At 71.2% G+C, this 12931-nt stretch carries 11 protein-coding genes; 6 read left to right on the top strand and 5 right to left on the bottom strand.

What is annotated here, in order from left to right:
• Positions 1–212: 212 nt before the first annotated feature.
• From A5730_RS21890 to A5730_RS21865, 6 genes are all read left to right on the top strand, one after another.
• Positions 213–1121 (top strand): N-acetylmuramic acid 6-phosphate etherase, encoded by a 909-nt coding sequence (locus A5730_RS21890; RefSeq protein WP_067905251.1) that lies wholly within the window; start codon positions 213–215, stop codon positions 1119–1121.
• Between the two features lie 59 nt (positions 1122–1180).
• A complete protein-coding gene (locus tag A5730_RS21885) occupies positions 1181–1693 on the top strand; it encodes a hypothetical protein (RefSeq protein WP_067905245.1) in 513 nt (170 codons plus the stop codon).
• A 48-nt stretch (positions 1694–1741) separates the two neighbouring features.
• Entirely contained in the window at positions 1742–3448 is a 1707-nt protein-coding gene (locus A5730_RS21880) for an Hsp70 family protein (protein WP_067905242.1), read from the top strand.
• A 138-nt stretch (positions 3449–3586) separates the two neighbouring features.
• Positions 3587–6559 carry a heterodisulfide reductase-related iron-sulfur binding cluster gene (locus tag A5730_RS21875; RefSeq protein ID WP_067905239.1) on the top strand — a complete coding sequence of 991 codons (2973 nt, stop codon included), beginning with the start codon at positions 3587–3589 and terminating at the stop codon, positions 6557–6559.
• A 32-nt stretch (positions 6560–6591) separates the two neighbouring features.
• On the top strand, positions 6592–7881 hold the full coding sequence (locus A5730_RS21870; protein WP_067905236.1) for a pyridoxal phosphate-dependent aminotransferase: 1290 nt from the start codon (positions 6592–6594) through the stop codon (positions 7879–7881).
• 35 nt (positions 7882–7916) lie between these two features.
• Positions 7917–9185 carry a YibE/F family protein gene (locus A5730_RS21865; protein ID WP_067905248.1) on the top strand — a complete coding sequence of 423 codons (1269 nt, stop codon included), beginning with the start codon at positions 7917–7919 and terminating at the stop codon, positions 9183–9185.
• Here A5730_RS21865 and rfbA read toward each other — a convergent pair.
• From rfbA to A5730_RS25020, 5 genes are all read right to left on the bottom strand, one after another.
• Positions 9127–10002 carry a glucose-1-phosphate thymidylyltransferase RfbA gene (gene rfbA, locus A5730_RS21860; RefSeq protein ID WP_067905233.1) on the bottom strand — a complete coding sequence of 292 codons (876 nt, stop codon included), beginning with the start codon at positions 10000–10002 and terminating at the stop codon, positions 9127–9129. The two genes, A5730_RS21865 and rfbA, sit on opposite strands and share 59 nt — an antisense overlap.
• Positions 10003–10024: 22 nt before the next feature.
• On the bottom strand, positions 10025–10393 hold the full coding sequence (locus A5730_RS21855) for a nuclear transport factor 2 family protein (protein WP_055400513.1): 369 nt from the start codon (positions 10391–10393) through the stop codon (positions 10025–10027).
• A gap of 36 nt (positions 10394–10429) precedes the next feature.
• On the bottom strand, positions 10430–11185 hold the full coding sequence (locus A5730_RS21850; protein WP_067905230.1) for a maleylpyruvate isomerase family mycothiol-dependent enzyme: 756 nt from the start codon (positions 11183–11185) through the stop codon (positions 10430–10432).
• A gap of 27 nt (positions 11186–11212) precedes the next feature.
• Positions 11213–12538 (bottom strand): UDP-glucose/GDP-mannose dehydrogenase family protein, encoded by a 1326-nt coding sequence (locus A5730_RS21845; protein WP_067905227.1) that lies wholly within the window; start codon positions 12536–12538, stop codon positions 11213–11215.
• Between the two features lie 92 nt (positions 12539–12630).
• A partial coding sequence (locus tag A5730_RS25020; protein WP_197506313.1) for a hypothetical protein occupies positions 12631–12931 on the bottom strand: 301 nt, incomplete at its 5' end.

Here is a 12931-nt window from a genome sequence, read left to right as displayed (position 1 = left end):
CCGCCCACGGCGACGCCGCCGCGCGGGCGATCGTCGGCGCGGCGGCCGAGGCGCTCGCGACGACCGCTCGCGCGGCCGGGGCCGGCCCTGTCGCGATGGTCGGCGGCCTGGCCGGGTTCGAGGCGCTGCGGGAGCGGCTCGACCTCGTCCCGGCCGCCGGTGACCCGCTCGACGGGGCGCTGCGACTGTCGGCGATCCACGAGCCGCACCTGATCCGGTTACGGGCCGCACCGAAAACCGTTGCCGCGCAAGGACTCGATGCGCTCGCCACCGAAGCGGAGCGCCCGGGCCTCGACGATCTCGACGCCCGTCCCGTTGCGGAGGTCGTCGCGCTGCTCGTGGGCGCCGAAGGCGAGGCGCACGCCGCGGTGGCGGCGGCGGTCCCGCGGATCGCGGCGGCGGCCGAGGCGATCGCCATGCGAGTCGAACGCGGCGGCCGCCTGATCTACGCCGGCGCCGGGACGCCCGGGCGCCTCGGCGTACTCGACGCGGCCGAGTGCGCGCCCACCTTCGGCACCGACCTCGTGCGCGGCGTGATCGCCGGCGGGCCGGCGGCCCTGACCGAGGCGATCGAGGGCGCGGAAGACGCGTTCACTCCCGCCGATCTCGCCGACCTGACGGCCGCCGACGCGCTCGTCGGGATCACCGCGTCGGGCCGCACGCCGTACGTGCTCGGGGCGCTCGCGCACGCACGCGCCGCGGGCGCGCTGACGGTCGCGGTCGTCAACAACCCCGGCAGCGAGGCGTCGGCCGATGTGGTGATCGAACTGTTGACCGGCCCCGAGGTGTTGGCCGGCTCGACGCGGCTGACCGCGGGCACGGCTCAGAAGGTCACGCTCAACGCGCTCTCGACCAGCGTGATGATCGCGCTCGGCAAGGCCTACGGACCGCGGATGGTCGACGTGCACCCGACCAGCGCGAAGCTGCGCCGCCGCGCGGTGCGCATCGTCCGCGACGCGGCCGGCGTCGACGAAGACCGCGCGGCCGCCGCGCTCGACGCCGCGGGGGGTCACGCCAAGACGGCGATCGTCGCCTTGCTCGTGGGCGTCGACGCGGCCGAGGCCGCCGCCCGGCTCGACCGGGCGCGAGGACGTGTGCGGGCCGCGCTCGAAGGCGACTGAGGCGCCACGGCGCGAGCGGCCTGAGAAGGCTGGCAGGTGGTGTCAGTACCATCGGTGCCGTGGCACGCAAAGGCCCACCCGACGACTTCCACGAACAAGCGACCCAGCATGCCGGCTACGGCATGGCTGAGCAGCCCACATCCGGCGAACCCCCGGCCAACCCGCCCGACGCGTTCGAGCAACCGGAGGCTTTCGACGACGCCGAACCCACTCCGTGGTACCGCCGCCCGCCGCTGCTCATCGCCTGGCTGGCGTTCGTCGCGATCCTGATCGGGCTGATCATCTACGGCATCAGCGAGCTGCTGAGCCCGGGCCAGGGCACCAGCCCCAAGCCGAGCACCAGCAGCACGAGCACGACGACGACCACCACCACCACGACCGCGCCGACCACCACCACGACGACCCCGACCACCAGCAGCGCGGTCGAGGCGCCGGCGCAGCAGCCGACACAACCGCCGGCGCAGCAACCCACGCAGGAGCCGACGCACCGGCATCATCTGCCCCCGCTGCCGCCGTCGATCACGATTCCGGGGGTGCCGACGGTCATCACGGTCCCGCCCGGCCTGCGCTGACCCCGCTATGTTGGGGAACACCGGGCGATCGGAAATGGGGTGCGGGGCATGAGCGAGTCGCTCGGGCTGTCGATCGGGGCGGCCAACCTGGTGGCGGCCCGCGCGGGGAACGCCCCGGTGGTGCGCAGCGCCGTGCTGACGCTTTTCGAGCACCGGCCGACCGAAGTCGGCCTGCCCGAAGAAAACCCGAACCTGACCGGAACCGGCATGGTGCTGCGCGGATTCGTCGAGCGCGTCGGCGACCGATCCCCCTTGGTGGCGCCCGACGGGACGAAGTACCTGGGCGAGGTGCTGACGGTCGAGGCGATCGAGGCCATGGCCCGCACCGCCGGCTACGGCACGCCGATCACCATCGCCGTCCCCGCGTATTGGTCCGACGCCCAGTTCACCGCGCTGCGCGAGGAGTTCTTCGCCCAGCCGGACCTGGCCCGCGGCGGGGTGGCCCCGGTGTTGGTGCCCGACGCCACCGCGGCGCTCGCGGCGTTGCGGGGCAGACCGGGATTCCCGACGGCCGGCGTCGTCGCCGTATGCGATTTCGGCGCCAGCGGCACCAGCATCAGCCTGATGGACGCGGGCTCGAATTTCGCGCGCGTCGGCCCCACGGTGCGCTACACCGACTTCTCCGGGGACGCGATCGATCAGCTCGTTCTCGGCGGCCTGCAGGCTTCCGACGCCACCATGGCCGACCTGGGCAGCACCATGCGGATGGGGTCGCAGACCCGGCTGCTCGGTGAGTGCCGGCGCGCCAAGGAGCAACTGTCGACGGCCGCGACGGCCGCCGTCGGCAGTGCGCAGCTGTCCCGCGCCCAACTGGAACAACTGATCTCCGAGCCGCTGGACCGGTTCCTGGGCGCCCTCGACGAAGCGTTGCGCCGCAACGGGATTCCGCGGACCCGGCTGGCCGCCGTGGCCAGCGTCGGCGGCGGGGCGAGCATCCCGCTGATCACCGCGCGGCTGTCGGAGCGCTTCGCGGTGCCGGTCCACACCGCACCGCATCCCGCGGTCAGCGCCGCCGGCGGGGCGGCGGCGCTCGGTGAGCAGCAGGGGCCGGCGGGCGCCCCGACCGCCGCGGGCGCCGTGGTGGAGTCGCCGACGGAGATGGTCGGCACCGGCGGCATCGACATGACCCAGGCCGCGTGGGCCGCCCGGGCCACCGACGTCGACGGCGCCCTGGCCTGGTCCCAGGACGCCGACGGCGCGGACGAGCCGGTGCCCTACACCGGGCGGGACGCGACCGGCGAATACACCAATGCCGCAAGGGAGTTCGACGCCCCCGCCGGCGACCGCTACCCCGCCGAGCAGGGCGGCCTGCCGTGGTACAAGCGCACGGCGCTGGTGTTGACCGTCGCCGGCGCCGCGGCGGCGGTGCTGGTGGCCGTCCTGTTGGCGATCAACCTTGGGCTGACGAAATCCAGCCCGGCCAAGACCACCCCGCCGGGCGCACCGGCGCCCCCGCAAACGTCGCAAACGGTCACCATCACCGAGCCGAACGGCAGCACCACCGAGACGGTGCTCCCGCCGCCCCCGCCGCCGCCGTCGTCGTCCGAGCCGCCGCCCGCCACCACGTCGACCACAACGACGACGACCCAGGCGCCGACCACCACCACCACGCAGGCGCCGACCACCACCACCGCCGCGCCGACCACCACGACCGCGGCGCCCACCACCACGCAGGCGCCGACCACCACCGCGGCGCCTCCGACGACGACCCGCTTCCGGCCGCTGCCGCCGATCTTCCAGCAGCCCCAGCACTGACGGGGTGGCGCCGGTCACGGCGATCCCGAGTTAGGGCAGCCTTTCTCGCGGCGAAAGCTGCGGAGATGTAACTATGAGCAGGGCTGAGCAGGCAAACAATTCGCAGGCTGAATCAACGATGCATTGGGGAGACCTTCAGTGACGACGCAGATGCTCATCAGACTCATAGTGGGCATGGGCATGACGCTGGTCGTGGCCGCACTCGCTGCCAAGCGGGTCCTGTGGCTGTTCAAGCTGATCACGTCCGGGAAGCCCGCACCGGGGCACACCGACGAGCCCGGCAAGCGAATCTGGGCGGAGGTCTCCGAGGTCTTCGGGCAACGCCGGCTGCTCAAATGGTCGATCCCCGGCCTGGCCCACTTCTTCACCATGTGGGGCTTCTTCATCCTGCTCACGGTCTACATCGAGGCCTACGGCCTGCTCTTCCAGGACAACTTCCACATCCCGATCATCGGGCGCTGGGACGCGCTGGGCTTCCTGCAGGACTTCTTCGCCACCGCCGTCTTCCTGGGCATCACCACCTTCGCCATCATCCGGCTGATGCGCAGCCCGCGTGAGATCGGCCGCTCGTCGCGGTTCTACGGCTCCCACACCGGCGGCGCCTGGTTGGTGCTGTTCATGATCTTCAACGTCGTCTGGACCTACGTGCTGGTCCGCGGGTCCGCGGTGAACAACGGCACGCTGCCCTACGGCAAGGGCGCCTTCCTGTCGCAGCTGTTCGGCGCGATCCTGCGTCCGCTCGGGCAGCCCGCCAACGAGATCATCGAGACGACGGCCCTGCTGCTGCACATCGCGGTCATGCTGGCGTTCCTGATCATCGTGCTGCACTCCAAGCACATGCACATCTTCACGGCGCCGATCAACGTCATCTTCAAGCGGCTGCCCGACGGGCTGGGGCCGCTGCTGCCGCTGGAACACGACGGCAAGCCGATCGACTTCGAAAACCCGCCCGACGACGCCGAATTCGGCCGCGGCAAGATCGAGGACTTCAGCTGGAAGGCGATGCTGGACTTCGCCACCTGTACCGAGTGCGGCCGCTGCCAGTCGCAGTGCCCGGCCTGGAACACCGGCAAGCCGCTGTCGCCCAAGCTCGTCATCATGGACCTGCGCGACCACTGGATGGCCAAGGCGCCCTACATCCTCGGTGACAAGGAGAGCCCCCTCGAGAACACCCCGGAGGGCGGGATCGGCGAGGAGCTGGCCGGCGAGAAGCACGCCGAGGCGCACCACGTCCCCGAGTCGGGCTTCGGCCGCGTGATGGGCTCCGGGCCCGAGCAGGCCACCCGCCCGCTGGTGGGCACCGAGGAACAGGGCGGCGTCATCGACCCCGACGTTCTGTGGTCCTGCGTGTCGTGCGGCGCCTGCGTCGAACAGTGCCCGGTGGACATCGAGCACGTCGACCACATCATCGACATGCGCCGTTACCAGGTGATGATGGAGTCCGAGTTCCCCTCGGAACTGTCGGTGCTCTTCAAGAACCTGGAGACCAAGGCCAACCCGTGGGGCCAGAACGCCTCCGACCGGACCAACTGGATCGACGAGGTCGACTTCGACGTCCCGGTCTACGGCGAGGACGTCGACAGCTTCGACGGCTTCGAGTACCTGTTCTGGGTGGGCTGCGCCGGCGCCTACGACGACAAGGCCAAGAAGACCACCAAGGCCGTCGCCGAACTGCTGGCGATCGCCGGCGTGAAGTACCTGGTGCTGGGCACCGGCGAGACCTGCAACGGCGACTCCGCGCGCCGCTCGGGCAACGAGTTCCTCTTCCAGCAGCTGGCCCAGCAGGCCGTCGAGACGCTGGACGGCGTGTTCGAGGGCGTGGAGACGGTCGACCGCAAGATCGTTGTCACCTGCCCGCACTGCTTCAACACCCTGGGCCGCGAATACCGGCAGCTGGGCGCGAACTACTCCGTGCTGCACCACACCCAGCTGCTCAACCGGCTGATCCGGGACAACAAGCTGGTCCCCGTCAGCCCGGTCTCGCAGGACATCACCTACCACGACCCGTGCTACCTGGGCCGGCACAACAAGGTGTACGAGGCGCCGCGCGAGCTGATCGGCGCGGCGGGAGCCACGCTCACCGAGATGCCGCGGCACGCCGAGCGCAGCTTCTGCTGCGGCGCGGGCGGCGCGCGGATGTGGATGGAAGAGCACATCGGCAAGCGCATCAACCACGAGCGCGTGGACGAGGCCCTGGCCACCGGGGCGTCGACGATCGCCACCGGCTGCCCCTTCTGCCGGGTGATGGTCACCGACGGCGTCAACGACCGCTCCGAGGAGGCCGGCCGGACCGGCGTCGAGGTGCTCGACGTCGCCCAGGTGCTGCTCGGGTCGCTCGAGTACGACAAGGCGACGCTGCCGGAGAAGGGCACCGCCGCCAAGGAGGCCGAGAAGCGCGCGGCCGCGGCGCCCAAGGCGACCGCGACCGTGGAGGCACCGGCGAAGGAGGCCGAGGAGGCGCCCGCCGAGGCGGCCCCGAAGTCCGAGGCGGCGGCCGCGCCGGCCGCGCCCGTGAAGGGGCTGGGCATCGCCGGCGGCGCCAAGAAGCCGGGCAAGAAGGCCGCCGAGCCCGCCGGCGACGGCGAGGCGACGGCGTCCGCGCCGGCCGCGCCCGTGAAGGGGCTGGGCATCGCCGGAGGCGCCAAGAGGCCGGGCGCCAAGAAGGCCGCACCCGCGCAGGCCGAGGCCAAGGCGGAGGCGCCCACGGAGTCGCCCGCGGCCGCCCCGGCCAAGGGGCTGGGCATCGCCGCCGGCGCCAAGCGCCCCGGCGCGAAGAAGGCCGCACCCGCCGCCGAGGCACCCAAGGCCGAGGCGCCGAAGCAGGCCGAGGCGGCGCCTGAGGAAGCCAAGGCCGAGGAGAAGGCGCCCGCGGCGCCGGTCAAGGGCCTGGGCATCGCCGCCGGCGCCAAGCGGCCCGGCGCCAAGAAGGCCGCACCGGCCGTCGAGGCGCTCAAGACCGAAGCCCCGAAGGCCGAGGCACCGAAGGCCGAGGCCGAGGAGGCGCCGAAGGCCGAGCCGGCGCAGCAGACCGACGGAGACGACGCGCCGTCGGGCCCGCCGGTAAAGGGGCTGGGTATCGCCCGGGGTGCGCGCCCACCCGGCAAGCGCTGACCTGGGATTTTGCCGCTTGACAGCAAATTTCGGTGGACAGTGGTGGCACCATTAGAGACGTGACCACCCACCAGCTGCCCCTGCACGCCTCCGCTCATCACCGGCAGCGGGTCTTCGCGCAGTCGTCCAAGCTGCAGGACGTCCTGTACGAGATCCGCGGCCCGGTGCACGCGCAGGCCGCGCGGCTGGAGGCCGAGGGCCACCGCATCCTCAAGCTCAACATCGGCAACCCGGCGCCGTTCGGCTTCGAGGCGCCCGACGTGATCATGCGCGACATGATCCAGGCGCTGCCGTTCGCGCAGGGCTACTCCGATTCGCAGGGCATCCTGCCGGCGCGCCGCGCGGTGGTCACCCGCTACGAGTTGGTCGAGGGCTTCCCACGGTTCGACGTCGACGACGTGTACCTGGGCAACGGGTGCTCCGAGTTGATCACGATGACGCTGCAGGCCCTGCTCGACAACGGCGACGAGGTGTTGATCCCGTCGCCCGACTACCCGCTGTGGACGGCGTCGACGTCGCTGGCCGGCGGCACGCCCGTGCACTACCTGTGCGACGAGACGCAGGCGTGGCAGCCCGACATCGCCGACCTGGAATCCAAGATCACCGACCGCACCAAGGCGCTGGTCATCATCAACCCCAACAACCCGACCGGCGCGGTGTACAGCCGCGAGGTCCTCACCCAGATGGTGGAACTGGCGCGCAAGCACGAACTGCTGCTGCTCGCCGACGAGATCTACGACAAGATCCTCTACGACGACGCCCAGCACATCAACGTGGCCTCGCTCGCGCACGACCTGTTGTGTCTCACCTTCAACGGCCTGTCCAAGGCCTACCGGGTCGCCGGCTACCGGGCGGGCTGGCTGGCGATCACCGGGCCCAAGGACCACGCCGAGAGCTTCATCGAGGGCATCAACCTGCTGGCCAACATGCGGCTGTGCCCCAATGTGCCGGCCCAGCACGGAATCCAGGTCGCCCTGGGCGGCCATCAGAGCATCGAGGACCTGGTGCTGCCGGGCGGCCGGCTGCTCGAGCAGCGCGACGTCGCGTGGCAGAAGCTGAACGAGATTCCCGGGGTGTCGTGCGTCAAGCCCGAGGGCGCGCTGTACGCCTTCCCGCGGCTCGACCCCGAGGTCTACGACATCGCCGACGACGAACAGCTCGTCCTCGACCTGCTGCTGCAGGAGAAGATCCTGGTCACCCAGGGCACCGGATTCAATTGGCCGGCACCCGATCACCTGCGCATCGTGACGTTGCCGTGGGCGCGTGACCTGGCCGCGGCGATCGAGCGGCTGGGCAACTTCCTGGTGAGCTATCGCCCGTAAGCGTTTTCGCAGCCGGCGCCTCTACGGTGGACCGGGTGACCCATTCGCACTCCCACTCGCACCACCCGTCCGGCCCGGCCCCGGTCGACCCGCTGCCCGCCCGGGTCGTCGTCGGGCTGCTGGTGGCCATCGGCGTGGCCGTGCTGGCCGGGGCGATCCTGCTGTGGCCCAGCCGGCAGCACGTCGACATCCCGATGCCGTTCCAGAACGCGGCCGGCGGCGCCGTGAGCACGCAGGCCGGGCACGTGCTCTCCAGCGGCGGGGGTGACTGCGGCAGCCCGTCGGTCGGTCAGGTGCTCACCACCGCGCCGCAGCCGGCGCCCCCGGGGGCGGGCCGCTGCGTGCTGACCCAGGTGGCGATCGACTCCGGCCCCAACGCCGGGGCGAACACGCTGCTGGAGTCCTCTCCCGGCCCGGGTCAGCCGAAATTCGCTGTGGGAGATCATCTTCGGCTGGTGCGGCAGGTCGACGATCAGGGCGCCACCAGCTACGCGTTCTACGACTTCGAGCGCGGCTGGTCCTTGGTCGCCCTGGCCGTCGCGTTCGCGGTGGTGGTGGTCGCCGTGGCGCGCTGGCGGGGGCTGCTCGCGCTGGTGGGCATCGTGGTCGCGTTCGTGGTGCTGGTCGCGTTCCTGCTGCCGGCCTTGCGCGACGGCGCGCCCGCGGTTCCGGTCGCCCTGGTGGCCGCGGCGGCGATCCTCTACGCCGTCATCTACCTGGCCCACGGCGTCAGCCTGCGGACCAGCGCCGCGTTGCTGGGAACCCTGACGTCGCTGTTGCTGGCCGCGGGATTGTCCTGGGCGGCAATACAACTGGCCCACTTGACCGGCCTGTCCGACGACCAGAACGCCACCGTCAGCGCCTACCTGGGCAACGTGTCGATCAGCGGGCTGCTGCTCGCCGGTTTCATCGTCGGGTCACTGGGCGTGCTCAACGACGTGACCGTGACCCAGGCGTCCACGGTCTTCGAGCTCGCCCACCTCGGCGGCTCGCGGCGCGCGATCTTCTTGGGCGCCATACGAGTTGGCCGCGATCACATCGCCAGCACGGTCTACACGCTGGTGCTGGCCTACGCCGGCAGCTCCCTGCCGCTGCTGCTGCTGTTCAGCGTCGCCAACCGCTCGCTGACCGACGTGTTGACCAGCGAGAGCGTGGCCATCGAGATCGCCCGCTCGGCGGTGGGCGGCATCGCGCTGGCACTGTCGGTTCCGCTGACGACGGCGATCGCCGCGGCGCTGGCCAAACCTACTGAAATCGGCTCCGCTCCAACAACTCCAGCAGGTAGCCACCGTAGCCTGACTTGAGCAGGGTCTGCCCGCGCTCGGCCAGCTGATCGTCGGTGATCCAGCCGCGGCGCCACGCCACTTCCTCGGGGACGCTGACCTTCAGCCCCTGCCGTCGCTCCAGCGTGCGGACGAAATCGCTGGCGTCCAACAGCGAATCGAACGTTCCGGTGTCCAGCCAGGCCGTGCCGCGGGCCATCACCTCGACCGAGAGCCTGCCCCGGCTGAGGTATATCTGGTTCACCTCGGTGATCTCGTATTCACCGCGCGCCGATTTCTTCAGACCCTTGGCGATCTCGATCACGTCGTTGTCGTAGAAATACAGCCCCGGCACCGCGTAGTTCGATTTCGGCGTCTGGGGTTTCTCCTCCAGCGACAGCGCGGTGCCGTCGTCGCTGAACTCGACGACGCCGTACGCCGAGGGGTTGGCCACCCAATAGGCGAAAACCGCTCCGCCGCTGATGGATTGGAACCGGCTCAGGCTGGTGCCCAATCTCGGCCCGTAGAAGATGTTGTCCCCCAACACCAACGCGACCGAGTCGTTGCCGATGTGGTCGGCCCCCAGCACGAAGGCCTGGGCCAGGCCGTCGGGCCGTTCCTGCGTCACGTAGGTGATGTTGATGCCGAATTGCGAGCCGTCGCCCAGCAGCCGCTGGAAGCCCGCCGCATCGTGCGGGGTGGTGATCACCAGGATGTCTTGGATCCCGGCCATCATCAGCGTGGACAGCGGGTAGTAGACCATCGGCTTGTCGTACACCGGCAGCAACTGCTTGCTGATGCCCACGGTGATCGGGTGCAGCCGCGTGCCCGAGCCGCCGGCCAAGATGATCCCGCGCATGAGTGGCTCCCCTGGTTCGCGCCTAGTTGACGAGGTCGGATTCGGTGAGTTCGGTGGCCGCCAGCGCCGACGCCAAATCCTGGTGCCGGAACACGGACGTGACGTGGTCATGCACCACCCGGAACGCCAACGCGGCGGCGGTGGCCGCGGCGGGGTCGGCGGGTTTTTGCTCGGCGACCACGACACCGTCGTGCACGTACATCCGGCCGAGTTCCGTGGCCGCCACCCGCTGCGAGGCGGCCCATTTGCGCAGCGCCTCGTGGCCCTGCGCGGCGCCGTGCGGGTCGGCCAGGTCGATGTCGTCGCTGGACAGCGCCGCCAGGGTTTCCAGGTCGGAAGCGTTCAGCGCGTCGTGCCACGCCAGGACGGTGGCGATCTCCGAAGTGGTCATGGACTGCAAGTTACCGTGTGCGCTCGACCGCCGTGGTCAGAGCGGGGTGCGGTCCAGCCAGTCCTGCCAGACGGCCTCGTCGCCGAACAGCGCAATGCCGGTGTCGGCGAGCGGGACCCGGCGCAGGATGGCCAGCAGCAGCTCGGTCGCCCCGCCCCGCAACGCCGCCGTTCCCTTGCCGTGCTCGTGTGACCAGGTGATCCGGCCCGCGTCGACGCCGATCGTCCATTCACCGGCCTCGCCGAGGCCGGGGTCGGTGGCGTGCAGGTGCAGGGTGTTGCCGTCCTCGAGCGGCAGGGGCGAACCGTCGGACCCGGCCTGGACGGCCACCCGCTCGAGCCATTCGGTGATCCCGTCGGCGGCCACCTCGGCGGCCAGCGTGAACTCGGCTCCCGTCGCGATCGCCGCGTCGGCGCGGTGCACGGCCACCTCGTGGAGGCGCCGGCGGACCCACCAGTTCGCCGGGCGCGGCCCGAGAAACGTCCACACCGGTGTCTCCACGCCGGTCAGCTCGACGGCGTCGACCAGCCGCCGCGCGCCGCCGTGCAGCCAGGAGATCGCGTCGGCCGGGTCGGGTGGCGGCTTGCCGCCCTCGACGGAGCGCGGGTCGAGGAACTCCTCGAGCCGGTCGCGCACGATCTGCGCCGCCCAGCGGTCGCCGCGGCCGACGTGCCGCAGGAGCTGGTCGAGGCTCCAGCCCGGGCAGGTCGGCACGGGCTTCGACCGGTCGACATCGCGGAAAAGCTCCGAGAATGCCCGGTTCTCGTCCAGGAAGACACCGGCGTAGTCCACGCGGGTCAGGCTACGCTCGGCGCCGGCTCAGGGCCGCGGCGCGCCCAGCCGGAACACCCGCCAGCCCGCCTGCGTCCAGCGGGCGGCGTCGAGGCAGTTGCGCCCGTCGACGATCACCCGGGCCCGCACGCGGTCGGCCAGGTCGTCGGGGTCGAGGTCGACGAACTGCCGCCACTCGGTGAGGACCAGCACCGCGTCGGCGCGCTCGCAAGCCTCCTCGACCGAGACCGCGTAGTTCAGCGTCGGGAACAGCCGCTGCGCGTTGTCCAGCGCCTTGGGGTCGTAGACGTTGACCGCGGCGCCGTTGAGCTGGAGCTGGCCCGCCACGTTGAGCGCGGGTGAGTCGCGGACATCGTCGGATTCGGGCTTGAACGCCGCGCCGAGCACGGCGATGTTGGCGCCCAGCAGCGAACCGCCGCACGCGGCGCTGGCGAGCTCCACCATGCGGGTGCGCCGGCGCATGTTGATGCTGTCGACCTCGCGCAGGAAGGTCAGCGCCTGATTGGCCCCCAGTTCGCCGGCGCGGGCCATGAAGGCGCGGATGTCCTTGGGCAGGCAGCCCCCGCCGAAGCCCAAACCGGCGTTGAGGAATTGGCGGCCGATCCGCGGGTCGTAGCCAAGCGCGTCGGCCAGCACGCTGACGTCGGCGCCCGCGGCCTCGCACACCTCGGAGATGGCGTTGATGAACGAGATCTTGGTCGCCAGAAAGGCATTGGCGGAAACCTTGACGAGCTCCGCAGTCTGCAGGTCGGTCACCAGGAAGGGCACGCCCTCGGCGAGCAGCGGGCCGTACAGTTCGCGGATCGCATCCTCGGCCCGGGTCGAATCCTGTTGCACGCCAAGGACTATGCGGTCCGGATGCAGGGTGTCGTGCACCGCGTAGCCCTCGCGAAGGAACTCCGGATTCCAGGCGATCTCGACGTCGACGTCGCGCGGCGCCAGGGCGGCCGCCCGCTGGTTCAGCTCGGCAGCGGTGCCCACCGGGACCGTCGACTTGCCCACCAGCACAGCGGATTTCGTCAGCCGCGGCACCAGCGCATCGATCACGGCGTACACGTGCCGCAGGTCGGCGCCGTACTCGCCCTTCTTCTGCGGCGTGCCGACCCCGAGGAAGTGGACGTCGGCGAAATCGGCGGCGACGTCGTAGTCGGTGGTGAACCGCAGCCGCCCCGCGGCAAGGTTCTTTTGCAGCAGCTTGCGCAGGCCGGGCTCGTAGAAAGGAATGTCACCGCCGGCGAGCTTGGCGACCTTCCCGGGGTCGATGTCGACCCCGACGACCTCGTGTCCCAGTTCCGCCATTCCGACGGCGTGGGTGGCACCCAGGTAGCCGGTGCCGAATACGGTGCAGCGCATACAACCGGTGTAGGTCGCCACGATGAGCTAACTGCATCGCCCCGCTAAGCGGGAGGCAAACGGCAGATGACAGGTGCGATCGCGCCCGCGGGCTAGTGGCGGCCGAAGCCGCCGCCGTGACCTCCGCCAAAGCCGCCGTGGCCGCCACCCAAGCCCGGGAGGCCGGGGATTCCGCCGCCACCGCCGCCACCGTGCGGTCCGTCCTCACCGCCGCCGTGCGGCCCGTAGCCGCCTCCGGGGGGCCCGCCGATGACCGGTCCGCCGATGCCGGGTATCGGCAGCGGGATCGGCACCGGGATGGGCGCCACCGGCGGCGGTGCCGGCGCCGGGGCCACCGGAATCGGGGCGGGTGCCGGCGCCTCGGGAACCGGAGCGGGGGCGGGCGCCGGGACC

This window comes from Mycobacterium sp. ACS4054 (assembly GCF_001667275.1).
Taxonomy (GTDB): domain Bacteria; phylum Actinomycetota; class Actinomycetes; order Mycobacteriales; family Mycobacteriaceae; genus Mycobacterium.
The sequence above is the reverse complement of the archived record's forward strand: the minus strand, read 5'-3'. Positions and strand labels throughout refer to the sequence as shown.

Excerpts from the sequence above, each read along its gene's own strand:
- A5730_RS21880 (WP_067905242.1), top strand. The coding sequence starts at position 1,742 with ATGAGCGAGTCGCTCGGGCTGTCGATCGGGGCGGCCAACCTGGTGGCG.
- rfbA (WP_067905233.1), bottom strand. The coding sequence starts at position 10,002 with ATGCGCGGGATCATCTTGGCCGGCGGCTCGGGCACGCGGCTGCACCCG.
- A5730_RS21855 (WP_055400513.1), bottom strand. The coding sequence starts at position 10,393 with ATGACCACTTCGGAGATCGCCACCGTCCTGGCGTGGCACGACGCGCTG.
- A5730_RS21845 (WP_067905227.1), bottom strand. The coding sequence starts at position 12,538 with ATGCGCTGCACCGTATTCGGCACCGGCTACCTGGGTGCCACCCACGCC.